This is a genomic window from Candidatus Williamhamiltonella defendens (assembly GCF_900699045.1).
Taxonomy (GTDB): domain Bacteria; phylum Pseudomonadota; class Gammaproteobacteria; order Enterobacterales; family Enterobacteriaceae; genus Hamiltonella; species Hamiltonella defensa_A.
In genome coordinates, this window is record NZ_CAADHL010000001.1 from 282,972 (window position 1) to 309,101 (window position 26,130).

The following is a 26,130-nucleotide window of genomic DNA, read 5'->3' on the forward strand; positions in this document are numbered from 1 at the left end:
CATGATGATAAAAAGATGAGTGATAAATACCATGTCTAATGAAGTAAAGCCAAGGTTTCAATTTTCAAGGTATATTAAAATATTTATTCTCTCCATGGACTTTAAGAAGTTAGTTTTTTAATTAAGAGCAGGATACATCATCATTCAAAAAATGATCAATTCAGTACAAAATTATGCTTGGAGCAGCCGGGATACTTTAACTCGTTTGTATGGTATTCCTAATAATCAGAGGCTGCCTATGGTGGAACTCTGGATGCGCGCATCCACAAAACAGTTCGTAATTAATCAATGATCAGAAAGAAAAACATGCTTTGTGCGATTTAATTCAACAAAATCCAGACGTTTATTTAGGGCCACAGGCTCACAAAGGGGATCAATTACCTTTTCTTTTTAAAATCATTTGTGCGGCTCAACCGCTCTCACTTCAAATACATCCTAATAAAAAAGCAGCACAGAAAAGGTTTGCAAAAGAAAATGCCAATGGAATTCCGATCAGGGTCAAAGAGCGTCTTTATAAGGACGACAACCATAAACCTGAATTAGTTTATGCCTTAACGCCTTTTAAAGCGATGAATAGTTTTGTACCATAGAAGATCTCAAAAAAACTATTCACACCTCTTGTCGAAGCACATCCCGATATTCATTTATTTGTAGAAAATCCCAATCTAAAGCATTTATCAACCGTCTTTTTGAGTCTTCTGAGTATAAAAAACGAGACACGAGCGCTCTCCGTATTACAATCGGTAGTGGCGGGTAGATCAGACGAGCCCTGGAGTACCATTCAACATATCGCTTCGTTTTATCCAGAAGATCTTGGCTTATTTGCGCCTGTATTCCTGAATGTGATCACATTAAAACCAGGAGAAGCTATATTTTTAGAAGCGCAGACGCCGCATGCTTATATCAAAGGGGTTGCATGAGAGGTCATAGCAAATTCAGATAATGTGTTGCGTGCCGGCTTAACAGAAAAATGGATTGACGTACCTGAGCTCATTGATAACGTACGCTTTGTTCCTAAACCTGCTTAAAATTTATTGACCCTGCCCCTTCAAAGAGAAAATCAACAAATATTTCCTGTCCCCGTGTCAGATTTTGCATTTTCTGTTTATCAGTTAAAATCCGATGGACAACTTTTAACACCGAATATAATCTCTATTATTTTTTGCATGGATGGCAACGCTCGATTAGATCAAAAAGGAAAAAACTGGAGCTTATCCCTGGTAAATCTTGTTGTTACTCTGCTAGAGAATCCTCTATCAGGGTCTATGGGAAAGGCAAAATTGCTTATGTCTTTCATACCCCTATTAATATATAAACCCGATTATTTATAAAAATAAAGGAATAATAACATGATGAAAAAATCATTTCTCACCATCAGCATGGTCGCTCTATTAGGCGCTGTTTGGACAGGTGCTTCTTGGTATACAGGGAAAATAATAGAAGAAAAAATGCCAGTATTAACAGATAATATGAATTATAAAATTTCGAGTTATTTACCGCAACAAGATATCAAATTCACTTATGACGATTATCACCGCGGTATTTTTAGCAGTCAAGTACGCTATGTCTTGCAACTGAATCAAGATAATACCTCCGCAAAAATTATTTTTATTGAAACTATCGACCATGGGCCTTTCCCAATATCGCAAATAAAAAAAGGTAATCTATTACCTATTATGGCTTCAGTGCATTCTACTTTAGAAAACACGCCCATTTTAGAAAAAATATTTATAGCAAACCAGGGAAAATCTCTTCTTAGTGCGGATTCACGCGTTTCTTATCTTGGTCATCACACATCTGTAATCCAGTTTTCTCCTATAAATTATGAATATCAAGATACTCGATTAATATTTTCTGGAGGAACGATGACAGCCTATCTTTCAAATGATATGAATAATGCGGATTTCACAGCGCAAAGTGATGCCTTCACTTTCATCACTCAAAACGACTTAAAACAAACTGAAACACTGAATTTAAAAAGTTTAACGCTCAGAAGCGTGAATCATATGGGGAAATTTGGTGTCTTTCTTGGTGAAGCAAAAATTGCTTTTAAAGAAATTCATTCTAATGTGAATGATAAAAACAATATAAATCTCAATGGAATTCAGTTCTATCATAAAACGAATGAATTAGATCATGCGTTAAATACGGAATTAAATTATTCATTAGATGATCTCAACATTGACGGAAATGATTTTGGTTCCGGAAAATTATTTGTTTCTCTAGAAGGTATAGACGGCCAAACGATCAAACATTTTATGGAAATAATCAAAAACAAAACCTCCAAAAGCTTAGAGGCTGAAAATCATGATGAGTTTTTAAATACAGATCAAAAAGATATCACAAAAAATATATGGCAAGCTGCATTGAAAGGAAATGCAATTTTAAAAATTGAGCCTTTGAGTTGGAAAAATAGCCAAGGAGAAGGTACTTTTAATTTACAGGCGCAGATGAAAATGCCTGAATCTACAACGACCGATCCTCAAAATCTTTCTTTGGCCAGCGGAATTAAAAAGATAGATGCTCGTTTAAATATACCGGTTGTGATGCTAAAAGAGCTGATGACACAGATTTCCATCTTACAGGGCAATAGTCAGGAAGAATCTCAAAAATTGGCCGATCAGAAAGTACATAGCGTGGCAAAATTGGGTAAACTGTTGAAGTTCACTACTCTAGAAAATGACATCATCGGTAGTCAATTTTATTTTGAAAATCATCAAATAGATTTAAATGGTCAAAAATTTTCATCACAATCGTTTTCTAAATTATTTAATATAGCCGGTTTATTGAATGCAAAAAAACAAAAAACACCAGAAATTCCATCAATAATCATACCTTCTAATTCATAAGATGTACTGTATGGTTGTTTTTCGCACAAATTTTAATTATCTCTCGTGATATTAATTGAAAATACTACTAATATCAGGGAGATAGAGAAATAGTTGGAATAATGAGATGAGGAAAAATAATGATCAAAAATAGCATAGTGAAAAAATTGAATCAACAAATGAACCTAGAATTTGATTCAGCTAGTCTTTATTTACAAATGAGTGCGTGGTGTAGTTACAAAGGTTTTGAAGGATCTGCGATGTTTTTAAAACGACATTTTCAGGAAGAAATGCAGCATATGCAGCGCATATTTGACTATTTATGTGATATTAATCAGCAACCTATTGTAGATTCTGTTAAAAAACCTCACAACAACTTTGAATCATTGATCCATCTTTTCGAAAAAAACTATAATAATGAAAAAATTATTAGCATGAAAATCAATGATTTATGCGAACTTGCATTGACTGAAAAAGATTTTTCTACCTTTGAGTTTTTACAATGGTATGTTTCAGAACAACATGAAGAAGAGAAATTATTCAAATCTATCGTGGCTAAACTGAATTTAGTAGGTAGTAGTAGCGAGGGGCTCTTTTTGGTTGACAAGGAACTCAAGAATCTTAATGAAAAGATAGAAAGACATTAGGTTTAGCTTTTTAAAGGGATGCAACGGTCACTTTTCTGCCGTACATGCCGTGTGTTTTAAATTTACTTCCGGTGTTAATAATTCGAAAAAAGATTTGTCAAACAATGCCAGGTGAAATCAAGTTAAATTTGATAAACAAAACACCAGAAAATATATCTATTAAGTACCTATTGTGTGTAGTTTTTTCGTATCTTTTGCAGGATTTTCGTTATGTTCTCTGAAGACTTACACGTTTAATGACTACTTTTTTGTGCCATTGTAGAAAGAGTTACTTTTAAATTCCTGTTAACCTCTAAGATAATAAACAAAATACTACATTTAAAATTAAATACAGATTATTGATAATTTAATTACTTTAAATAATTAACAACTATATATTAATCTATTTTTGAAATGGTGCAAGTTTCAACTTTTTTAAAAAGTTTTTTTTCTAGGAACTCAGCTTGAGCAATAGCCGCTTTCATAGCACTGGAAACAATAGTAAATAACTGTTTTTTATTAAAAAATTCGATTGCGGCCTCAGTTGTACCTCCTTTCGAACTCACCTGCTGACGTAGCTCAGACAGAGAAAGAGCCGAACTTTTCTCTACCAGTGCGCAAACCCCTCTCGCTGTCTGTTGTACTAATAAACGGGCCATTTCCTGACTAAAACCGAGAAATACAGCTTCCCTCTCTATGGCTTCCATAAATAGAAAAAAATAAGCAGGCGCACTTGCAGAAACCGCGATTACTTTGTTCATATCAGCTTCATTTTTTAACCAGCAAACCTTACCAACAGAGCACATTAACTCAGTAGTAAAATGGCGATCAGCCTCATTTACTTCTTCTTTGGCAAATAACGCGGTCATTCCTTCATGCACTCTAACAGGAGTATTTGGCATCATCCGGATCAGATTTAATTTTGCGTTTAGTAATTCACAAAAACGTGAAATTGAGATACCAGTTACTACAGATAAAATTAATTTATTTGAAAAATCTATATTGGTATTGCATAAATCTTGACATAACTCTCTAATTTTTTGAGGTTTGACAGAAAATATGATGACATCGCCCTGACGAATCGCCGCCGCATTATCCGAACTACTGATAACCCCCCATTTTTTGGAAAGCACACCACGATGACATTCAGAAGGAGCGCATACGGTAATTTTTTGAGAGGGATATCCCTTTTCGACTATCCCAGAAACGATGGCACTCGTTATATTGCCAGAGCCAATAAAAACAATTTTATGATGTTTCATTCATTTTTCCTTCGAAATGACCAAAAATACCATCTCCAATTCGAACTAAAGTACTACCCGCATGAATAGCAGCGGTCATATCATTTGACATCCCTAAAGACAGAATATCACATTTAGAATATTTTTTTTTAATTCTAAAAAATGCACTTTGCATTTCTTTAAATACTACTAATTGCTGGTGATAATCTTTTATTAGAGCGGGAATGGCCATTAAGCCCCTAAGTTTCAGTTTTGGAAGAGGGCTTATAAGCCTAGCCAAATCAAACAATTCACTCAATATTACCCCTGATTTTGTTTTTTCCTGACTGATATTCACCTGAATTAACACGTTTAAATCAGGCAGATTAGAAGGTCTTTGAGCACTTAATCGCTCGGCGAGCTTAAGGCGATCAACTGTGTGACACCAATCAAAATACTCTGCAACCGAACGCGTTTTATTTGATTGTAACGGACCAATAAAATGCCATTGCGGCTTTATATTGCCCATCCTATTTTTAGAAAAATAGTGAATTTTCTCTGTCCCTTCCTGCACATAATTCTCACCAAAAGCATATTGCCCAGCTTGAATTGCTTCTGTGATCAGCTTGACAGATCTTGTCTTACTCACTGCAAGTAATTGAATTTCTTTTGGAGAACGCCCGCAATTTTGAGCATCTAATAAGATTCTTTCTTTGATATTTTGTATATTTTGTTTGATAGCATTCATTGAGATTTGAGGACTAAGTTATAGATTTCGCAAAATGGATTGAACTTTGTATAAAAAAGCGGGCTTCTGATCTACACCTTTGTAGTGCTCATTACCCTCGGTTACGTATTGATGGTGAGTTGCAGATTTTAGAAGGATATTCCAGACTAGATGAGAAAGAAATCAAAATGTTGTCTCGAACACTATTGACAGAACAAAAATATCTAAAATTAGAAAAAAGGACAACTAGATTTCACTTGCACCCAAAATAAACAGCGGCTTAGAGAGTATTTTTTAAGCAATCATAGGGAATATCAGCGGTTTTTCGTTTCATTACAGAATATTATATTGCCCTGATTTTGATGTTTTAAATATACTAGTGATCGCTCAACAATTAATGCGACAATAAAATGGCTTAATTTTAATGACGAGAGCAGCGGGTAGTGGCAAATCAACCACTCTGAACGCGGGGATTTCAGCTATGAATCAGCGTTATGCCATCATATCATCATATTAGAGGATCCTAGTGAATATCTTCACAAAGACGGCTTAGGGTTGATTCAAGGAAGAGATTTAAGTTTACATACCTGTTTGGCAAATGCCGCTTCAAGTGCTGCATTAAGGTAGGATCCTGATATTATTTGATTAAGCGAATTACGTGATTTATAAAGCATTCGTCTTGTATTGACAGCGGCTGAAACAGAGTATTTAGTATTTGCAACGCTGCATACGCGTACTGTAGTTTAAGTGATTGATAGACTGATCGACGTTTTTCTACAGAAGACAAGTCATGTGTCAGAGGTCAATTGGCTTCGAATTTGATCGTGGTGCATGCTCAAAAATTAGTGCTTAAAGAGGGGGGGAACGTATTCCTTTATTTGAAGTACTGGTGCGCACCCCTGCTGTATCTCATTTAGTTCGAGAAGGTAAAATCCATCAATTATAAGGTGTCACGCACAGAAGAAGCCAATGGGGAATGCAAACTTTTACACAACATAAAGAACAGCTGCAACAAGATGGATCCTTAGCAAGGCACACGTAATATGTCTGGATTCGAAGAGAAAGCGGTTCAAAATAAATTTTATTTGATCAAATAAAACATCAAAAAATTGTTTAATTTCTTGAATGCATAAGGTGCATACTTGATTTTAATCCGTTTATTTGGCGGTTATTCTACGAGTAGGTGTATTACCCCCTCTAAATTATCTGGAGTGAAGTCTTATTATGAGTGCTATAAGCGAAGCGGCTAACTGGCAGCCAAGTGCTCCTATTTCCAATTTATTAAAACGCGCCAATATGATCCGAAAAATTCGGCAATTTTTTACTGACCGGGGTGTGTTAGAGGTTGATACGCCATGTATGAGCCAAGCGACGGTCACGGATGTACATTTGTCTACTTTTGAAACACGCTTTTTAGCTCCAACAATGGCTAAAAGCTTGTCCTTATATATGACGACCAGTCCTGAATATCATATGAAACGCCTTCTTTCTGCAGGGAGCGGCCCAATTTATCAGATGGGGCGATGTTTTCGAAATGAAGAAATGGGGCGTTATCACAATCCTGAGTTTACTTTATTAGAATGGTACCGACCTCATTATGATATGTATCATCTAATGGATGAAGTAGATGATTTACTGCAGCAAATATTAACCTGTCATTCTGCGGAGACACTTTCTTATCAGCAGGCATTTTTACGGTATTTGAATATAGATCCCCTGTCTGCTGATGGAACTCAGCTTAAAGAGGCTGCTGTGAGGCTGAATCTTGCCTCCATGACTGAGAACGAAAAAGAAGATCGTGATATTTTTTTGCAATGGCTTTTTATAGCTGGAGTCGAGCCTTATATTGGACGTGATAAACCTGTCTTTATTTATCATTTTCCTGCTTCTCAAGCCGCCATGGCAAGTATCAGTACTGAAGATTATCGCGTTGCAGAGCGTTTTGAGGTGTATTTTAAAGGGATTGAATTAGCGAATGGTTTTTATGAATTAACAGATAGTGGCGAGCAACAACAGCGTTTTGAGCAGGATAATCGTCAGCGTGCTGCTTTAGGCTTGCCTAAACGTTCAATTGATGAGCGTTTTATCGCTGCTCTCAAGCACGGATTACCGCCTTGCTCAGGCGTTGCATTAGGGATCGACCGTCTTGTTATGTTGTCAGTGAACGCAGAAAATTTAAGCGAGGTCATGGCTTTTCCTGTTGAAAGAGCTTGATAATAAAACAGATTTTTTGTGTTTATCTGAATTATCTGCAACAACATTAGTGTATCGTTATAAACTCCCTGTTTTTCTTATATGGTTTTTATTCAAAAAAACAGCATGCTCATCGTGTTTAAAAGTATCGATTTTTGCCTGAAAAGGCGGAAAGGGTAGATCAATACCATGTTGATGGTAGCCCTCTAAAATCAACTGATGTATTGCATGACGCAATGGCATCCGTTCCGTGATATCTGAAGCAAAAACCCGTAATTCGAAAATCTGTATGCCCTGCTCAAGATTGATCAAATAGGCCTCCGGTTCTGGATGAGTTAATGATAAAGGACAAAATTTACAGGCATTTAATAATATGGCTTTGATGAGTTGGCTATTCACCTTTGCGGGAGCAGGAATATTTAATACCACACGAGTAATGGTATCCGACAGAGACCAATTAACAAATTGTTCAGTCACAAACGCTTTGTTCGGCACAATGACTTCTTTTTTATTCCAATCAAAAATCGTTGTAGCTCGCGTATTAATTTTTGTCACAGTGCCGGTAAAATTACGTATGGTGACTGTATCGCCAATACGAATGGGTTTTTCAAATAAAATAATCAGACCAGAAATAAAATTAGCAAATATTTCCTGTAAACCAAATCCTAATCCTACAGTTAAAGCGGCAGCCATCCACTGCAATTTTCCCCATTCAATTCCCAAGAAAGAAAAGCCAATCATCCCCCCAGACAGCATGATTAAATATTTAGTAATGGTAGAAATAGCGTAACCGGTGCCCGGCGTCAAATCTAAATGCTGTAGTAACACCAGCTCTAATAGAGCAGGGAGATTACGTACCAGCTGAGTGGTTACAATAATAAAAAAAATACAGACTAGCAGCGAGCCCATAGTAATATTTTGTATATTATCTACACCATTAATGGTTGAAGCTACCTTCCAAAGGTGAATGTTTTCTAAAAAACAAAAAGCAGAATGGATATCGGACCAAATTGTAATGACTGAAATTAACGCGATCATAGTGAGAATAAATCTCACCAAACGTAGAGATTGTGCACTGATTAGATCTAGATTGATCACGGGTTCCTCTATTTCTATGGCACTTTCGGAACTATTATAAAGATTTTCCTCTTCCCCTCGCGCCCGTTGCGCTAAAATATCAGCCCGCCGCTGTTTAGCACGTTCAAAAGCAATACGCCGTCTTTGAATCAACATCCAGCGACGAATGATGTGATAAACGATCAGTAAAAAAAACCATATGGTAACAGAGGTTTCTAAACGTGAGAGCAAAGCTTGCGCTGTTGCCAGATAACCTAATGTAGAAGCAAATGCCGCGATTAAAGGGGCAAAAAACAACAATCGCCATAATGTGTGATTCAGTACATTGTCACAATGACCATTTTTATCTAAATAAAGAGGCACACCTGCCCGTTTTAGACTGGTTGTCACCAGACTAAGTGCAATACATAGCAAAATAAAACAAAGGCGGCCCAAAGTACTTAAAAATTCTCTGTCATTATAATTTTGAAAAGTAATGATAGTCATCATAAGCGGCACGATCAGCCAAATGAGCATACGATAAAAACGCATGGCTCTTTTAACTTGGTCGGGGTGCCAACGAAAATGAGAGATAAAAAGTCCATAAGGGCTGGCGAAAGTGGCGCTGATCATAAAAACCCATAACACAGGCACAGTTTCAGTCACAGCAGTACCAATACTAATCGCGATGGGATAAGACCAAGCATTTTGTAAACCATAACCCATGATTTTCCATAATATAGGTAAAGGGGATGCAATAAATATGGACCAAAATACTGTGCGGAGCGTTAAAGAAAATTGATCTTGATTGACTTTTCCGACATGATTTTGGGTCCGTTCAAGAAAAGCATAATAGTGTCGACGCGAACCTATACTGAAAGCAACAAGGAGTAATGCACCAATAGTCTGGAGAACGATTTGTTGGTTGTTTAACATTGTCATTAAAGCACCTGAAATTTGCGAGGCGGTATTTAATGATAATAATTGTATTAAATCTTTAACGGTTTGAATGGGGTAAGAAAAGGAAACTCGATTAATGTCTGGTACCCAAAAAAGATAACGGTGAACAGCTTCTTGTACTTCATTCAGTGCGTCGACTAGTTGATTACTTGCTAATCTTATTTTAGTCAATTCTAATATTTGTGAGTCATAACCTGAAATCAATAAATTGAGTAATTCAGATTTATGACGCATCTGAGCATCAAAAATACAGCGTTGCTGAGATGCTAAAGAGGGGCTACCTTCCTGTATTGAGAACATTTTTTTTCGTTGTTGTTCCAATAACTCTTCATAGTTCAATCGTTTAAGCCGTAAGTCAGCCATATCCTGATCCAATTTTTGTAATTTTGGTTTCTCAGGTAATTTTTCTACTTGTGTGATTAAGGTTTCTCCTAATTCAGGTGAAACAGAAAGCCATTGTACCTGCTCACGGATCGAATTTAAGGTTTGCTTGACTTTTAAAATTTCAGAATCAATTTGACGTTTTTGGTAAGAAATTGTATTCATACGTTTTGCCTGCTCGTTTAATGTGTCAGTGAGCATGCGATTGGTTTCCATGTTTTTACTGATCGATACAGGTAAATCAGCACATTCTTTTGCCATTAATTCGGTCAGTTTTAAGGGTTGCTCTGAATTTTTATATCGCTGATCATTTAAATTTTTTTGCAGTATTTCTAGCAATTTATCTTTGTGTTCATGGCGTTTTTGATACAGTTCGATACGCATACGTGATAACTCTTGCCGATTATTGGACGCAATCTGTGCTAGTTCGAGTTGATTGAGCTTTGCTCTATATGCTAACGCTTCTGCTGTCAATAAAGTCAATTGCGCTTGTTCAAGCGGCGTGAGGGGATTACTTTTTAACTGTAACTGTTGAGTAATGTGGCTTAAAATACGTCGTATTTCAGATTGTTCCGCCGGTATTTTGAGAATTAAATCAAAAATTTGGTGGAATTCTTCTTGTGCGTGTTGTATCTGTCGAGTGAGCGCTATCAGTTGACTGTTTGTTTTTATCACCTCTTGTTCGAGTTCTTGAACTGTTAGGTTGTCTTCTATTGAAAGAGGCTTCTCATTTTCTTTTTCTATTTGTTTCTGTAAATTTTTTGTAAGACTTTTAAAATTATCAATCACTATCTGATATTTCTTTGCTTCTTTTGCAGATATATCAGTGGCATCTAGCCACTCTATACTGACCTCAAGCGCTTGAATGATTTCTTTTTGATGAGGTAATTTATGATTTGATTTGACTTTTTTTAAAAAGCTTTCGATCTGAATTTTATTTAATCGGGGTAAATCGGGGAGTACTGTTAGCGAATACAGTAAGCCTATCAGTAATAAAATAAACGGTAATATAATACTTTTTATATATCCTAGTATGAATTGTAATTTTTCTGTTACATGATATTTCTCCTCTTCATCTATTCTCATGTTTTCCAGTAGCTGCACCGAAAACGTTTTCAATTCACCACGCTCTATAGGTTTCTTTAAGAGGTCTATTGAAAAAAAGCAGTTTTTCAAAGGATGCACTTATCTTCATTCGCTCCAATAGATGATTTTCTAAAAAATACTCAAATCGTTTAGTATAAAACTGACTTGGTTCAAAACTGTAAAAATAGATCAGCATTTTTATACAACTTTTAAAAATTAATGAATGTCTTCTCCTAATATTTCTCCTAATCGGGAGATTGAACCGTTTTGTAAATGAGAGGCTAATTTTATTTTATTTGATACAAATAAATTAATCACAGTAGAGCCTAATTTAAAAAGTCCCATTTCTTCACCTTTTTTCAAAATAATCGGGGCTTCACTACCTTCATCACAATAAACCCAGCGTTGAATAATGCCCTTTCTCTGTGAATCAACAGGCCCTGACCACATGGTTTCAATACTCCCCACAATCATTGCACCTATTAAAATCTGTGCCATAGTGCCAAAGGCTGTATTAAAAATACAAATCACGCGCTCGTTGCGGGCAAACAAATAAGGGACATTCTCTGCAAAAAAAGCATTCACTGAAAACAAAGAGCCTGGAACATAAATCATTTCACGCAGAACGCCATCACAAGGCATATGCACTCGATGGTAATCACCCGGTGCAAGATAGGTTGTCACAAATTGCCCATTTTCAAATTCTTTTGCAAGCAAAGACTGGCCCGCCAGTAGGGCCTCCAAAGAATAGTCATGGTATTTCGCTTGTAGAATTTTGTCCTTATTAATTCGGCCTAATTCACTGATTGTGCCATCTACTGGTTGCACGAGAATGCTATCTCCTGCTGCGATAGGGCGGACATCAGAACGTAAAGAACGAATAAAAAATTCATTAAAAGAAGAATATGCAGACAATTCAGTATATTGTGCTTCTTTCATGTTAACGCGGTAATAAAAAACAAATATTTTCATCACTTGCTGAGTAAACCAACCTGCTTTTTTATTAGCCGCCCAACCGGTGAGACGAGTCAAAGCGTATTGAGGTAATAGATATTGTAATTTAATTTTTAATTTTTTTAGCATAAATTCCATGAATATTTAATCTTAATTAAAAAAGTTTTTTGCCTTTCAAAGAAGTGATTTCCGACAAAATTTGATGATAGTTATCAAAACGCTCTTTAGCGATCTGGCTTTTTTGAACGGCATCGCGTAGAGCACAACCGGGATCATCGATGTGTTCACAATCTCTAAATTTACAATGCCCAACATAATCGCGAAATTCAATAAAACCCTGAATAATTTGCTCTTGGGTTAAATGCCAAAGACCAAATTCTCTGATCCCGGGTGAATCAATTAAATCTCCCCCTTCTTGGAAATGATACAAACGACTTGTTGTCGTAGTATGTTGACCTAGGGCGGATTTTTCTGAAAGGGCTTCAACCAATATGTGTTGTTCAGTCTGTGGCAACAAAGTGTTCAATAAACTCGATTTTCCTACACCAGATTGACCAGAAAAAATACTGATACGGTCTAATAAATTTGCTTGTAAATCAGCGATCCCTTCGCCTGTTTGAGCCGACACTTCAAGAACAGTGTAATGAATATTTCGATAAATATTCAGCCTAAGATTGATTTTTTTTCGTTCATTTGGTGTTAATAAATCAATTTTATTTAAAATGAGAAGCGGCTTTATATTTAAACTTTCAGAGATCACCAAATAACGATCAATCATATTAAGTGATAAAGCAGGGATCACTGCTGAGACTATGATCATCTGATCGACGTTCGCTGCTATCAGTTTAATGCCGTCATAAAAATCGGGGCGTGTCAAGACAGATTTGCGTTCATGAACGGCTTCTACGATACCTTTTACGTTTCGGTTTGCTTGCCTTGGTATACCAGGTCTCCAGAGCACTCTGTCACCTGTCACTAAAGAACGCACGTTCCTTCTGATATGACAGCGTTGTTGTTGACCCTGATGACCTTCTACATCTGCGTGTTGACCAAAACGGCTAATGACGACCCCTTGTTGTGGTTCACTAAATTGAGCATCGTCTAAAAGAGATATTGGATGGCGTCGATATTGATGATGAGCCTGAATACGGCGGTGTTGATTTTTTGAGCGTTTATTTTTTTTCACAATATCTTTATTTTAAAATTGAAATCGCCATTTGATTATAGGTTAAACTGTATCAGTCATAATACATGATTATTTTTTTAATACTAAAAGTAAGGTAGTTAATATCAATATGGTTAAAAAATCTATCAATCATCATCAAAATTTAATTTGGATTGATTTGGAAATGACAGGGTTAGATCCGGAGCGAGATAGCATTATTGAAATTGCCACTTTGGTGACCGATGCCGATCTAAATATTCTCGCAGAGGGGCCTGTGATACAAATTTATCAATCCGATCAACAGATAGCGTTAATGAACGATTGGAACATGTGTGTTCATACAAAAACAGGGTTAATTGAGCGTGTCAAAAACAGTCTCTTTTTGACAGCGGATGCAGAATCCGCCACGCTTGATTTTTTAAGAAAATGGGTGCCTGAAGGCCAATCACCGATTTGTGGTAATAGTGTGGCGCAAGATAGACGTTTTCTTTATCGTTATATGCCAAAATTGGAGGCATATTTTCATTACCGCTATCTTGATGTGAGTACTTTAAAAGAATTAGCTTCCCGTTGGAAACCTAAAATCTTGCCTGGATTTAAAAAGAAAAATACACATCAGGCTTTACAAGATATAAGGGAGTCTGTTTCTGAATTAGCCTACTATCGCGAACATTTTATTCAGAGATAAACGCTCATCAATGAAAATAGGCTCAGTGAATTTGATGAAAAATTCATTAATAGACTGATCTACATTTTATTGTTTGATTCATTGTAGATAAATTATTTTTCGCATTGTTATTTTATTGATTTATTTTTGAAAAAAATTGATTTTTTATTTTACAAGAGGGGATGTCTCAAAATAGCTTTATATTATCCACAAAAAAGTAAAAGTTGATTTTTATATTATTTATTCTCTTTACGAAAAGAAAAATTAAGAGTAATCAATATTTTTAATAAATTGGAACTGTATCACTAAAAAATCTGCCTTCCTTTTGAAGGCCAATATTTTTGTATAGATTATGATGACTTCTCAAATGAATTTTTATGATCGTGTCAGTGTTTTAATTCTTGATTCTGGGATAGGTGGTTTATCTGTATATCAAGAAATGCAAAAATTATTGCCTCACATTTATTATATTTATTGTTTTGATAATGAAGGTTTTCCGTATGGCGAAAAATCTGAAATTTTCGTTTCAGAACAAATAGTTAAAATCATGACTGCTATACAAAAAAAGCATCTTTTAAATTGCGTTATTATTGCCTGTAATACAGCGAGTACTACCGCTTTGCCTATTTTGCGAGCACATTTTTCTTGTCCTATTATAGGTGCGGTTCCTGCGATCAAACCTGCTGCACGTATCACCCGTAATGGTGTTTTAGGTTTACTAGCAACGCCGGAAACGATAAAACGCCCTTATACTTTAGATTTAATCAAACGATTTGCCAAAAATTGCCAAGTGGAACTATTAGGAACATCTGAACTCGTTTATTTAGCAGAAAAAAAAGTGCGTGGAATAAAAATTCCTATCAATACATTTAAAAAAATTTTACAGCCATGGCTGAATCTACAAAAAGTGCCAGATACTATTGTACTTGGTTGTACCCATTTTCCCTTTATCATAAATGAATTACAGCAAGTTTTTTTTAACGCGAGCATGGTCCATTCAGGAACAGCAATAGCCAAACGTGCTTTTTCTCTCATTGGATCACAGCAAAACACCTCTGCTCATTCATTTAAAAATAAGGCTTATTGCGTTAAAAAAAATTGTGAGACGGAGAGTTTATACCCTGCTTTAGAAAAATATGGGTTTTCAATTTTAGAAGAGTTGTCACTCTAGCATTATGCTATAAATTTATTTATTAAAATATCAATAAATTACAATATAAAAATCACAATTTAATATAAAAGAGCTTTTCATCATGACCTATTAACATATTTTGATTGCAGTTGATCTATCTGAGGAAAGTCAAATTTTGTTAGAAAAGTAGTTTCCGTGGTAAGACCCTATCATGCCACAATTTCTCTCATACACGTAGATATGAATTACACCGATCTTGATACAAGTCTAATAGATCCACCTTTTAGGAAGGTTCAAAAACATATTACTGAGGAAACAAAAAAATTAACTTAGTCATCGCAAAGTACCGATTATTTTATTACTAAAACCTTAATCGGCAATAGGGCATTCTCGGAAGTTTTGCGGCATGCCGTCAAAAAATATGAAGTAGATTTAGTGGTATGCGGACATTATTATGATTTCTGGAGTAAGTTCATGTCCTACACTCGTCAGCTGCTGAGTGTTGCCATGGCGATATGCTGATCGTACCTCTAAGAAAAGCAGACATCACTGAGAATCAAAATTAAAACTTAATTTTTAGTAGAGATAATCATATCTATTTTTATTTTCAATTACTGAATGAAGATGGCCGGCATAACCAGCCTCTCATCGCACAGGCGGTAAGAACAAGGCCCAACTGCTTACCACACCAGCCAGCCATAGCATCAGAGCTAACAATAAATAGTAAATCAGCCCGAATAACGCTCGCGCAGCGCCTGTCTGCTGAGCTTATTGGGAATCGCGATTCCATAAGCAACGTACCACCCTGACTACAGACACCAAAATCCACAGAAAGCTCTGTAAACCTCATGCAGCAATGCCGAATAATAGTGCCAAACTGCAAGCATGACGTATCAGTTGTTCCTTGTGTGTGTTTGAAGCTAACTCCTTGCGGTTTAGCAGGAGACTAAAAAGAGATGAGAACATCAGTACCAAGCTAGTCCAACTAAAAGCTCCGGCATCTCAACCGAACTGTTCAAAAAGAAATGGGGTAAGAATGTAATAACTAAATATCATTGTATTGAGCAATAAAATCAGCATAGCGTTTTACTAAAATGAGCTGTCTCGCGCCATACGTACAGCTAGATTGAGTTTAATGTATCCGATCGTATTTTCGGGCCGCGTTTGCGGCAGCGCAATAGCCGTCAGCACGAGCAGCAATATCGAGAACGATGAAAGAGCAATAAACACCCCCATATGCCCGTAATAACTCACCAGATAGCCTCCGCTCAACAACCCAAACGCTGGGCTCAGTGCTATCGCTACACCTATGATCGAAAATACGCGAGCCAATGCGGTTAACTGACAACTGTCGCTCAATATGGTTTGCACGAGGACCGAACCTGCAGGCACCCGAGGCCTGCCACTATACAAGCCAGTAGCAAAATGTTGAAATTGATAGCCACTATCGCGAGTACTTCCCCGAAAGAATAGAAGGTCAGATTAATCATCATGACGGTACGTCTACCTATGCAATCGCGCAACCATCCACATAATACGACTTTAATAACAAAGGAGACAAAGTAGACTCACAGTGTTTGAGCCGCTTGCTCACTGCTGACTCTGAACACAAAAATAATATTTGGTCAGGCCGTGCTGTAAATGGTTTGCACTAATTCTGAAAATATAATCAACAATATTAACAGCTACAATAGCAGTAGATTAATATTTTGCATGAAAAATCATTAATCGTAGTGAAAAGATAATTTAAAAACTGAATTTTTAATACTAGTTTGGAAGAAAAAAGTTTTCATTGCTTATGCTGGCAGAAAAAGCAGCACACAAAACAACAGATGCAAAAACTAAAGTAATGGCACTTGTTAATTCAAAAAAATCGCAGAATGGATAAAATGCAAGAAGGCAAGGTCTCCACATTTTCCTTTATTGTGGCAGTTATCGATAACAGAAAAGCCAGAGAATTTCAGGAAAGTTTCCCCCCAGCTGTTATAGGAAATGATTCAAGTCTTGGGCATTGCCATCTCCGACGACCAGCTGGTCCTCAAGTACGGCCTATCGAGAAGGACGGTATTAATGTGATTCAGGTAGGGGGTCAAACATCCTCTGATGTAACTCAGGCACGCCACAACTCGATACAACAGATGAGGCGCGTCATAATCTGATGTCTGTTAAATTATATTTGAGCTTTCACTGTTCTCTTAATCTTAGACACAGCAAATCTTGCAGACGTCACAGGTTCAGAGTCGACATATTTAAAGAAAAAACATGTAATTATATAAACGGATGTCTAATGATTAGTTTGCAGTAGTAGCCTAAGCCTAGTTTTGTAGATAGAAAACGGTTAACTTTAAGTTTTCTGATTCATTTTAAGCCCAAAAATAATTCACTATGATATACTCTATTTTCTTTCTTTAAAGTATTGTTCTGTATCATCCTATGAATCTACCCTGTGTTGTAATTCATTTAACTCATGCACATATGGCAAATTAATTTTGCCTCTTCTCTGACCGTCTGAAGAATCCAGATAGAGCTTTTTTAGGAATCCCCCAACCATCTCGTCTGCTAAAATACTCAGAGAAATTATAGTCGAAATGCAAAAATAAAATCTATCACCAGGGAGATCTATAAAAACTACTTTGATTTGACTTAACGGCATTATTAACTCAACGACTAGAGCTGATTTAAACAAGCTGTTCTTTGGTGCTCTTAATTTTAAACGCAACGATTCAGAATTTGAAGAAAAACTTTTATTAACCTATCTTTGTACAATTTCACTGCGTTTCCAACAAGCCTCTTATTTCTGTTTAAAAATAGATGTCATCTTATCTCTGTATTGATCTGCTGTTACCGGTGTACCATCTAACTCAATGATAAAGAAATGAGTTCTACTTAAGAGGCGAAATATGCAAGCCGAATCTATTACATTGATACGAGTCCTAGTGATGTTAAGATGGGCTAATGTTGAAAACAGCGTATCTATATTGTGAGGTAACTGAGTTAGATTGAAATTGTCATTCAATTGTAATGAAGCTATGTACTTAAACTTTTTTCAGTAAGAATGTAGGCAAATGTGTTAAATGGCACTCAGATAAATCGAGTGTATGGATTGGGAGGTGCACCTTATAAATTTTTAACAAAGCTGAATTGATTAAACTTTCAGCCGTCATACCTTTATAGTCCAGTTTTCCTATTCTGGCTAACTCGTTGAACTTATCTTCTCAAAATTTATTTTTATCAATCTTAACATTCCTTTTATATCCGTAATTATTTGCTTCTTTACATTGAGTATTTTTGGGTGTTGACGGTAAATTTAAAAGTGCCGCTGTTTCGTGTTGTTATTTTAAGTTTTTATATTTTTCTTTTGCTTGTTCTGTTTTTCCGGTGCCGCTAGCCGCTGGTGGGCTCTTTCCCCAAGGTTTGTTAGGTTTTAGGGACGATTTTAGCTTTTCTGGCAGCTTCGCTTGAGTGATGTTTGTGACGAAATTTCGGCTTTTTTAAAATGCTTGGGCTAGTTTATTTTTGTTGCAAGTCATTTAAATATAGCCTTTATTCTAGAAAATTGCTACTATTAGGATTGACACTAGTTGGAACTATAATATCTTCTCTTATATTTCATCTAAGTTAAATGAATAAAACTTACTCAAAATTGAGGATTAATATTGTATAGAGTACTACATATAGTATATTATTTAGATAATTTTCTTCAGAAGATATGAGGTTTGCGTAAGTCATAATGAAAATAAATTTTATAGGGAATATAATTTTTTAAAAAAATTAACTTTCAAAACAAGCGATTTTTGTTTATTTAATCACTTTCTTTGACTTGCTCTCATAAAATGCATTTTTTCACCTGAACAAGCACTATGAAGTCAGTTTTCCTAAGGTTTTTAGTCCTTAGGAGTATTAATGTCTTTGCGCTCAGCGCCCTATCTCGCTCTAGCACTATTAACAAAGTTAATTTTAAGATAATCTCTGTTTTTTGAAAATCATAAAAAATAAGAAACAGGCGTTATCCATCAAAGATATGTGGTTTTACAAAAGTGAGCGGGATATGATTAAGAATCATAAGAGAACATGCCTTTCCGTACGATATTTAAGCACCAAATACTAAACTAAAACAATCTCATTCAGACAATTAAGGTAATAACAACACTGATGTCAGGTTTCAATCCAGGCAATAACCATCCATTAAAATAAGGAATGCCTTAGCGTAGCTATTAATTTATTTTTCAAACGCTGACAGTTTTAGAAAATTAACAGGGGAAAATGGACATTTTATTTATCGAAGCCTTGCGTATATTCACCCTGATAGGAGTGCATGATTGGGAAAAAACCCTACGACAAGAGCTAATATTTGATATCAAAATGGGGTATGAGAACAGAAAGCCTGCCGGCAGCGATCAGGTCGAAGATTGCTTAAATTACGTGGATGTTTGTAATGCGGTGCAGCAACACGTCATCAAACAGCGTTTTGAATTAATTGAACGGGTGGCAGAAGAGGTCGCCGATCTTTTATTGCAGAGTTTTTCTTCCAGTTGGGTGTGGATCAAAGTCAGCAAGCCCCGTGCAGTCTCCAGCGCGGGCAATGTAGGGGTTATTATTGAGCGATCAAAACTGGCTACGTCATCAAATTTTATTCGCCCGTATGAAATCCATATGCGCTAATTTAGGCTTAAACGGATGTCTCTGAATAGCTTGAATCCTTACTTTCATTTTTTCTTCTCCAACCTCAAGTATCAGTATTTCATTATAAAACGCGGGATTATCTTCAAGGTTTTTCACGACATCATGATCTAGGACAATAGATACAGGAGGAAGACTACCTCCATAAACAGTGGCGGGGAATAGACCGGCTTTACGGAACCGACGACTAGCCGCCGTGCCTTTGCCTTCTTTTTGACGTAATTTAGCATGAATGACGATCATTTTTTTTCTCTTTTTGAAGCGCGTATCAACTTTGATGATACTGCGGAAATTTTTATAAAAAAGTGTCACATTCTAACGAATGCTTTACCAGGCAGCAAACTTATTTAAAAAGATCTCTTTTAAAAGGCGATTACTTCATCTCAAACCCCCGTAAACTACTTTGGCACGCTTAATGAAGGCCTCCGGCATATTTTCACCCAAATCTTTAAATAGTTCACCAAATGCTAATGCAAGTAATTTGTTAGTGAATTCAAAATTAAGATGAAAGTCAATTTGACAGGCCTGAGAGCTTAATGCTGTTAATTTCCAACTGCCTGTTAGTGCTCGGAAAGGACCTTCAATCAATTCAATATTGATACTACGATTAGTCATTAAAGTATTACGGGTGATAAAAGTTTTATGTATACCCGCTTTAGCAATTTTTACTGCGGCTATCATTTCATTATCAGTGACATTGATGATTTTACTACCTACACAGGCTGGTAAAAATTCAGGATAAGCACACACATCATTAATTAGTTTATACATCTTATCGGCACTAAAAGGGATCAATGCAGAGCGATGAATTCCTAGCATTATAATTTCCTAAAAGATAACGTATAATAAATCAAAAACGAATCATACTATTTTTCCTATTTCAATAAAAATCAAGCACACTTGATGTTCGGTTTTTTAGAGGACCGCAATGTCGTAATAGGCATTTCCGAAAATATTCAAAAACAATTTATAAATAAAAATAAAATAAATCAATTTATTATGCGTATATCACGGTTTTTTAGATGCGATTGCCCTGGAATAATTCCACGATCCTTTACAAAATGGGCATTTTTCGGCATTATCTGCCCGCATTTTAAAATGAAGGAATGATATTAAGAGGAGCCTATGGCTAAAGAAGAGAATATTGAAATGCAAGGAACAGTGCGAGATGCTCTGCCGAATGCGATGTTTAGAGTTGAATTAGAAAACGGCCATCATGTCACGGCGCACATTTCAGGGAAGATGCGTAAAAACTATATCCGTATATTGACTGGTGATAAAGTCACTTTAGAACTCACACCTTATGACCTCAGCAAAGCCCGCATTACTTTCCGTAGCCGGTAAAAAGTGTTTCGTATTTCGCTTTTCGAAATAGTTAACCGAGTAGGCTCTGTCTTTTTTATCCCACTATTCGTAGGTGATCTTTGGCTAATGCAGAACATTTTTCTTTTTGGTTTTAAGTTCATCGGTATTACAAAAGTGATAAAGCAGCTAGTTTTTTCTTTATCTAATACTACAATGACCGTTCCCCCTTCTACCAAGGCCCTAAATAAAAGTTCAATTACAAGAGGTTTTTAATGTACTCCTGAATAAGTTCTCGATACCGGCCTGTCTCCCAAGGATTTATCGTAACCCTTTTTAGCCAGCTAATCATGAGCGTCGTCGCTAACTTTTAGTCAGACGCCTTTTGCATAAAGTTGTGCCTGCAATTCAAGAATAAATTTATCTACTACTTGTTAGATTATGTTTATAGAAATACCATTAAACCAGATGATATTATCAAGTCGATTACGAAATTCAGAGGGCAAAAATTTTTATTGCCAACATAGCATCTGGGATGTGATCTGTCATCCTGCTCAGTAAACCTAATCGATTTTCGCTCTGTTTCTCTTACACCTGCATTGGTTGTTATTACAAGAATGATATTGCGAAAAATCCGCTTTTCGCCTATTGTTATCAGTTAACTTACTGTTATCGATCACTTGTAAAGCAGGATAAAATATCTGGGTGCGCTTTTTCAATTTCATCTAATAATAATACGGCATACGGCTGCTTGATAACAGCATCATGCATTAAGGCACCTTGTTCGTAATTCAAATAGCCTGTAGTCGCTTCAATTAAACGACTTACTGTCTGATGCTCAATATATTTTGACATGTCAAAACGTAATAATTTAATATCCAGCGCTTTAGATAGTTGTAAAGTGACTTCTATTTTCCTACCCCTGTAAGGCCAGAACATAAAAAAGCATCCACTGGATTGTTCTCATTGCCTAACCTTACCCTGCTCATTTTCATGGATTCTGTCAACATAGAAATGGCGTCATCTTGACCAAAGACCAATATCTTGAAACGATCATTTAAATGTTTTAATACTTCTTTGTCATTGATCGAAACCGATTATTACGATAAGCGCGCGATACGAGCAACTATTTGATATATTGATCTTTTTTTCGCTTACTCAGTGAAAGTAATAGGCTAGCAACTCTGCATCTATGACATCAATAGTTTTATCCGGTAAATGACGATCATTGATATATTTCGTAGATAGAATGACGTCCGCTCGTACTGCTTTTGAGGTATAACGGACATAGTGATGTGCTTCATATTTTGTTTTTAATTTATTAATAATCTGAATTGTTGCTTCTATTATGGGTTCAACAATATTAATTGTTTGGAAACGACGCGCTAAAGCCCTGTCTTTTTCAAAAATTTTACTAAATTCTTGATAAGTCGTTGAACCCATAACACGAATTTTTCCGTTAGAAAGAAATGATTTTAATAAATTAACGACATCTATTTGCCCCCTAAAGTTACACCTGCTTCAATAATGGTATGAATTTAATCAGAAATAAAATACGTTCTTCATCCTCTTTCTGGGTTTTTAATAAGGCTTTGAAACGCTTTTTAAAATCTACCCTATATTTGTGCTAGCTAATAAAGAGCTAATATCTAAAGAGTAAAGAACGCATTTTTAATAATCTCAGGTACATTTTCTTGTACAATTTCAACGCTAAGCCTTCTACAATCGCAGTTTTACTTACCCCAGATTCCCTTACCAGAAAAGGATTATTTTTTCGACGACGATACAATATCTTTGAAATGTATTTTCATTCTTTAGCTCGCCCAATTAAATGATTAACATAACCAGATTAAGCTAGATAATTTAAATTAATGAGCGCGCTTTTAATATTCTCGGTGGATGAAGAAGCGCTAGGATATTTAATCACGGAACTTTCTGTGGTTTGTTTGTTTTCTGAAAAATTTTTACGTATACCATGAGCAATAAAATTGACGACATCCAAACGAGTGACATCATATTTACTCAGTAAATATAATACTTATGATTTCTTTTCGCTGAAAAGAGCGACTAAAAGATTAGCACCTGATACTTCTCTGTGCCAAGAGGGCTTAACATGAAAAACGGCACGTTGCAATACGCGTTGCAAGCCCAAGGTAGGCTGGGCCTCACATTCTATATCACTTAAAGGATAATACAGGTGTGGTTTTTTCAATAAAAATTTCGAGTTCTTTGTGTAAAACCAATAAATTAACATAACAGGCTTCTAAAGTTTCTTTTACTAATGTATTCGTTAAAAGATCCTGTAATAAATGTGCTAGGGATATGTATTCATGTCTATTCCTGCGTGCCGTAGTAAAAGCAATATTCAAAGTCAGTTCAAGTTCTTGATGAAGCATATTCATTCATCTTAATAGATACGTGAATCAGGCTTTTCCGAGGGTGCAAAGAAATTAATGTTTGTTTTCTCTGGTATATTGATTTACAGATGCTACCTTCGTTTACGCCACCTCTGTCGTAAAAGTACCGCAAATCACCTTATCCCTGATAATGAACTGTATGTTGCCTGTTTAAGATTATAAGAAAAGAAGTTTTGGAGCACATCAACCATAAATTACATCGGAGTATAATCGTCATTATTCGATATCACTTTATACATATCAAGTGACTTGACAGCACTTATTTCATGCTTATTTAATAGATATGCAAAATTCCACAGGCTGTTTTTATTCATTTTTTACTCTTTAAATATTTTTTGATATTTTAATAAAATGTTATTTTTTATCTCTTACAAAACACAAAAAATTATTTAAATCTCTTTTTTAAAAAATTTTTATGAATTAAATTGTTCAGCGAGCTCTATGTCTTTGTTTAATGTATCCAATATTTTTTCTAAATGCCTTTGTTCGAAAGCGCTTAATACCCCGATGTCTTTATATTCGGCAATACCATTTTCATTTAAAAGAACAGGTTGTGCAAAAAAACGCGGATACTGTTTACGATCGCTTTCGACATAAGCGTATTCTACAATCCCTTTTTCACCATTTAATGCCCGAACTAATGAAAAACAAAATGAGGCAGCTGCATAAGCCATGGACAAAGTAGCAGACCCTCCCCCTTCTTTTGCTTTGACGATCTCTGTACCTGCATTCTGTATACTCTGAGTCAGAGTCTTTATTTCGCTTTCAGTCAAACTGATATCAGGTATTTGGGATAATAAAGGTAAAATAGTGACACCTGAGTGCCCACCAATCACAGGCACTTTAATATTTTCTGATACCTTATTTTTTAGTTTAGCAACGAAACTCCTTGCTCTAATAATATCTAATGTCGTGATACCAAATAATTTATTTATGTTATAAATACCGGCTTTTTTAAAAATTTCGGCCGCAATAACAACTGTGCTGTTTACTGGATTGGTGATAATCCCGACCAATGCTTTTGGACACGTATGTACAATATCTTCTGTTAATTTTTGAACAATACCTACATTTGTCTGAAATAAATCCGAACGCGCCATTCCTGGCTTACGTGTTATACCCGCTGCAATTAAAACAATATCTGCACCTAAAAGTGCAAGCATCGGATCGTTACCACTCAAACCACTCACCGCCACATCTGTTGGGATGTGGCTAAGATCAAGTGCGACCCCAGGGGTAATCGAATTAACATCATAAAGCGCAAGCTCTGAACCTACAGGAAGCTGGGCTTTTAGTAAAAGAGCAAGCCCTTGACCAATCCCTCCTGCTGCACCAAGAATAACTATCTTCATTTTACTGATTCCTCATTATTTAAAATAACATTAGACCTGTTTCAAAACTTATTGTAAACGTGCAACTGACTATCGGAATTCCTATCTTATTTTTAAGTGAAAATTAAGTGGATTCATGGTAAATTAAAAATAATTTAAATGCCTTTTGAGCGAAAAGATCAGGTGATTTATCAGACACAATTCATCTTCATAAAAATAAAAATGCATATCTTCCAGATTAAGTCTGAGCCACTAAAAATCAGCTTTTGAAAGGGAGCTGAACTGGCAGGCAAATAGTATAGGATAATTTTTTTGTGACTATATTTTGTGAATCTCCTGGTGTCGCTTTAGGTCATATTGTTGATGGTGTTTATCCAGGATGACGGATTTGCGAAAATGATTTACAAATAGATTTCAATCGCTGACGCACACGCATGTCACCCTATAGCAGTTCGCGTCTTGAATTCAATCAGATTCGTATTTTCAGGCATTTTCGAGGGGAACCCCACAGTTTATAGCATTAAATTGCTGATCGAAAATAAAGACGCTCATCCACAAGATTATTAATCGATAAAGGATCTGTTTCGAGCGGGTCACGTAGATTACACCTACCAAAAAAATATGGCACACGGGATTATCGTGTGCGAAGGGTTGGCCCCTTCTGAAACAGACATTGCTGTTTCAGAAGGGGCGATTTCAAAAAATATCTTTTTGAATATTTTAGTATTGAAATATAGGGGTATTTATCTCAGATAAGTACGATTTTTTGTGAATTTAAAAAAATAATGCATGGAAGCTAATCCTGTTCTTTGCCCCGATCCTTATACCGTGGGAAAAAGTGCCGAATTAATATGTGCTCTAAAAGAAAGAGGGGATTCCATCGTGGCTAACATTACAATACTGACTAAGAATTTACCTGTCGGTTTAGGTGAATCTCTGTTCGATCGCCTTAATTCAGATTTATCTCATGCACTCATGAGCATTAATATAATTAAAGGGATAGAAGTAGGTGAGGGGTTTTCTTTTTGAACAAATTTAGGAGTCAAGTCGTGATGAAATGACGTCTTCTAATTTTTTAACGAATTATTCAATAAGACATTTTGGGTTGGATCAGCAGCTGGCAACCTTTGCTAGTTCATCTGGCACTAAAACCCAATTCCAGCATTGGAATACCCGCTACAACGATTAATCAACAAGACGAAAAAGTTGGCATGACTCACTTCTAGCCGCCACGATCCCGGTGTGGGTATTAGAGAAGTGCCTATCGCTGAATCAATGCTCGCCATCGTATTGATGGATCATTTGTTACGTCATAGAGCTCAGTATAGTCATTTTTAATGACCTAATGTATTTCTATTTGAGTCTGATATCAACTCTAAAATTAACAATAAAAAATTACGTCCTC

The 26,130-nt window shown here is 35.9% G+C and carries 17 protein-coding genes and 5 pseudogenes; 11 read left to right on the forward strand and 11 right to left on the reverse strand.

All coding sequences use genetic code 11. The features are described from left to right. Nucleotides 1-142 precede the first annotated feature (142 nt). The 3 genes and pseudogenes from manA to ftnA all read left to right on the forward strand — a co-directional run bounded on the left by manA (nucleotide 143) and on the right by ftnA (nucleotide 3,475). A pseudogene (manA, locus tag CICURV3402_RS01360) lies at nucleotides 143-1,315 on the forward strand (mannose-6-phosphate isomerase). A gap of 34 nt (nucleotides 1,316-1,349) precedes the next feature. Beyond that, nucleotides 1,350-2,849 (forward strand): YdgA family protein, encoded by a 1,500-nt coding sequence (locus CICURV3402_RS01365; protein ID WP_158379538.1) that lies wholly within the window; start codon nucleotides 1,350-1,352, stop codon nucleotides 2,847-2,849. Between the two features lie 119 nt (nucleotides 2,850-2,968). After that, the gene (gene ftnA, locus CICURV3402_RS01370) at nucleotides 2,969-3,475 is read left to right on the forward strand and encodes a non-heme ferritin (protein WP_158379539.1); all 507 of its coding nucleotides are present in this window, start codon (nucleotides 2,969-2,971) and stop codon (nucleotides 3,473-3,475) included. 377 nt (nucleotides 3,476-3,852) lie between these two features. Here ftnA and proC read toward each other — a convergent pair whose 3' ends face one another. Next, nucleotides 3,853-4,716 (reverse strand): pyrroline-5-carboxylate reductase, encoded by an 864-nt coding sequence (proC, locus tag CICURV3402_RS01375; protein ID WP_158379540.1) that lies wholly within the window; start codon nucleotides 4,714-4,716, stop codon nucleotides 3,853-3,855. Then, complete coding sequence (locus CICURV3402_RS01380) at nucleotides 4,703-5,422, reverse strand: YggS family pyridoxal phosphate-dependent enzyme (RefSeq protein ID WP_158379541.1); 720 nt, start codon at nucleotides 5,420-5,422, stop codon at nucleotides 4,703-4,705. Before CICURV3402_RS01380 ends, proC begins: the two co-directional genes overlap by 14 nt. Before the next feature lie 1,212 nt (nucleotides 5,423-6,634). Between CICURV3402_RS01380 and epmA the strand changes: the two genes are divergently transcribed. Next, nucleotides 6,635-7,615: an elongation factor P--(R)-beta-lysine ligase gene (gene epmA, locus CICURV3402_RS01385; protein ID WP_158379797.1), complete on the forward strand. Its 981-nt coding sequence runs from the start codon at nucleotides 6,635-6,637 to the stop codon at nucleotides 7,613-7,615. A gap of 57 nt (nucleotides 7,616-7,672) precedes the next feature. Here epmA and mscM read toward each other — a convergent pair whose 3' ends face one another. The 3 genes from mscM to rsgA form a co-directional block, all read right to left on the reverse strand. After that, nucleotides 7,673-11,002 (reverse strand): miniconductance mechanosensitive channel MscM, encoded by a 3,330-nt coding sequence (gene mscM, locus CICURV3402_RS01390; RefSeq protein ID WP_407079058.1) that lies wholly within the window; start codon nucleotides 11,000-11,002, stop codon nucleotides 7,673-7,675. A gap of 291 nt (nucleotides 11,003-11,293) precedes the next feature. Next, nucleotides 11,294-12,160: an archaetidylserine decarboxylase gene (gene asd, locus CICURV3402_RS01395; RefSeq protein ID WP_158379542.1), complete on the reverse strand. Its 867-nt coding sequence runs from the start codon at nucleotides 12,158-12,160 to the stop codon at nucleotides 11,294-11,296. A gap of 25 nt (nucleotides 12,161-12,185) precedes the next feature. Further along, on the reverse strand, nucleotides 12,186-13,217 hold the full coding sequence (gene rsgA, locus CICURV3402_RS01400) for a small ribosomal subunit biogenesis GTPase RsgA (protein WP_158379543.1): 1,032 nt from the start codon (nucleotides 13,215-13,217) through the stop codon (nucleotides 12,186-12,188). 109 nt (nucleotides 13,218-13,326) lie between these two features. Here rsgA and orn point away from each other — a divergent pair, with 109 nt between their 5' ends. The 3 genes and pseudogenes from orn (at nucleotide 13,327) to CICURV3402_RS06320 (ending at nucleotide 15,561) form a co-directional block, all read left to right on the forward strand. Next, a complete protein-coding gene (orn, locus tag CICURV3402_RS01405) occupies nucleotides 13,327-13,884 on the forward strand; it encodes an oligoribonuclease (protein WP_158379544.1) in 558 nt (185 codons plus the stop codon). A gap of 334 nt (nucleotides 13,885-14,218) precedes the next feature. Next, on the forward strand, nucleotides 14,219-15,034 hold the full coding sequence (gene murI, locus CICURV3402_RS01410) for a glutamate racemase (RefSeq protein ID WP_158379799.1): 816 nt from the start codon (nucleotides 14,219-14,221) through the stop codon (nucleotides 15,032-15,034). Between the two features lie 97 nt (nucleotides 15,035-15,131). Continuing rightward, a pseudogene (locus CICURV3402_RS06320) lies at nucleotides 15,132-15,561 on the forward strand (universal stress protein). Nucleotides 15,562-16,084: 523 nt separating this feature from the next. Here CICURV3402_RS06320 and CICURV3402_RS06325 read toward each other — a convergent pair. Continuing rightward, complete coding sequence (locus CICURV3402_RS06325) at nucleotides 16,085-16,366, reverse strand: MFS transporter (RefSeq protein ID WP_235667575.1); 282 nt, start codon at nucleotides 16,364-16,366, stop codon at nucleotides 16,085-16,087. 485 nt (nucleotides 16,367-16,851) lie between these two features. Here CICURV3402_RS06325 and CICURV3402_RS01420 point away from each other — a divergent pair, with 485 nt between their 5' ends. Continuing rightward, entirely contained in the window at nucleotides 16,852-17,154 is a 303-nt protein-coding gene (locus CICURV3402_RS01420) for a hypothetical protein (RefSeq protein WP_158379545.1), read from the forward strand. A gap of 2,104 nt (nucleotides 17,155-19,258) precedes the next feature. After that, nucleotides 19,259-19,657 carry a dihydroneopterin aldolase gene (folB, locus tag CICURV3402_RS01425; protein ID WP_158379546.1) on the forward strand — a complete coding sequence of 133 codons (399 nt, stop codon included), beginning with the start codon at nucleotides 19,259-19,261 and terminating at the stop codon, nucleotides 19,655-19,657. Here the strand turns inward: folB and rplY are convergent. Both rplY and CICURV3402_RS01435 read right to left on the reverse strand, forming a co-directional pair. Continuing rightward, nucleotides 19,619-19,918 carry a 50S ribosomal protein L25 gene (gene rplY, locus CICURV3402_RS01430; RefSeq protein WP_158379547.1) on the reverse strand — a complete coding sequence of 100 codons (300 nt, stop codon included), beginning with the start codon at nucleotides 19,916-19,918 and terminating at the stop codon, nucleotides 19,619-19,621. The genes folB and rplY overlap by 39 nt on opposite strands. A 135-nt stretch (nucleotides 19,919-20,053) precedes the next feature. After that, a complete protein-coding gene (locus CICURV3402_RS01435; protein ID WP_158379548.1) occupies nucleotides 20,054-20,494 on the reverse strand; it encodes an SRPBCC family protein in 441 nt (146 codons plus the stop codon). Between the two features lie 306 nt (nucleotides 20,495-20,800). On the opposite strand from CICURV3402_RS01435, the gene infA reads away from it, so the two are divergent. Continuing rightward, entirely contained in the window at nucleotides 20,801-21,019 is a 219-nt protein-coding gene (infA, locus tag CICURV3402_RS01440) for a translation initiation factor IF-1 (protein ID WP_100096116.1), read from the forward strand. Nucleotides 21,020-21,171: 152 nt separating this feature from the next. On the opposite strand, the pseudogene CICURV3402_RS01445 reads toward infA, so the two are convergent. The 3 genes and pseudogenes from CICURV3402_RS01445 to mdh form a co-directional block, all read right to left on the reverse strand. Next, nucleotides 21,172-23,373 (reverse strand): annotated as a pseudogene (locus tag CICURV3402_RS01445) (AAA family ATPase); the annotation flags it as partial. Between the two features lie 54 nt (nucleotides 23,374-23,427). Further along, nucleotides 23,428-23,708: pseudogene (locus tag CICURV3402_RS06330) on the reverse strand (ATP-dependent Clp protease adaptor ClpS). 99 nt (nucleotides 23,709-23,807) lie between these two features. Further along, complete coding sequence (gene mdh, locus CICURV3402_RS01450) at nucleotides 23,808-24,746, reverse strand: malate dehydrogenase (protein ID WP_158379549.1); 939 nt, start codon at nucleotides 24,744-24,746, stop codon at nucleotides 23,808-23,810. A gap of 293 nt (nucleotides 24,747-25,039) precedes the next feature. On the opposite strand from mdh, the pseudogene aroC reads away from it, so the two are divergent. Continuing rightward, nucleotides 25,040-26,063 (forward strand): annotated as a pseudogene (gene aroC, locus CICURV3402_RS01455) (chorismate synthase). Nucleotides 26,064-26,130: the final 67 nt, after the last annotated feature.